Annotated in this window: 1 pseudogene; it reads right to left on the bottom strand. The window is 39.0% G+C overall.

Annotated features, from left to right (window positions below):
* Window positions 1–21: 21 nt before the first annotated feature.
* Window positions 22–390 (bottom strand): annotated as a pseudogene (locus AB4232_RS21570) (inosine/guanosine kinase); the annotation flags it as partial.

Raw genomic sequence — 390 nt, 5'->3', positions numbered from 1 at the left:
AATATAAATCAAAAAAATGCCTTATCTTTCCCAGTACGCTTCTTCTAGACTATCTTCTCTTTCAGGAAGGCCTCGAGATAATCGTGGCGAGTGCTGAACTAATACTTCATAACTTGCGCGGTTTGAATATTTACAAACTTGTGAGAAAGAAGAATACGTCAAGAATGAATGCTGATGCTTACTTGAGTTAGGCACATTTTCTTTATGGTACTTATTAGCGGCCATATCATGTAATAGAGCAGACAACGCAGCATCACCGGCACCATTAGTATTCTTAATCTTTTCTGGGCCGCCCATGTAAGGTGCGATATGCGAATAGATTTTCGTTGGATTTTCGCATAAATCTTTATGTGCGGGACGACTAAACTCATAACGGTTAAATTCAGCAAT

Origin of the sequence: Vibrio sp. 10N.286.46.A8 (assembly GCF_041470165.1) — a bacterium.
Taxonomy (GTDB): domain Bacteria; phylum Pseudomonadota; class Gammaproteobacteria; order Enterobacterales; family Vibrionaceae; genus Vibrio; species Vibrio tasmaniensis_A.
This window is presented reverse-complemented; position numbering and strand designations above follow the sequence as displayed.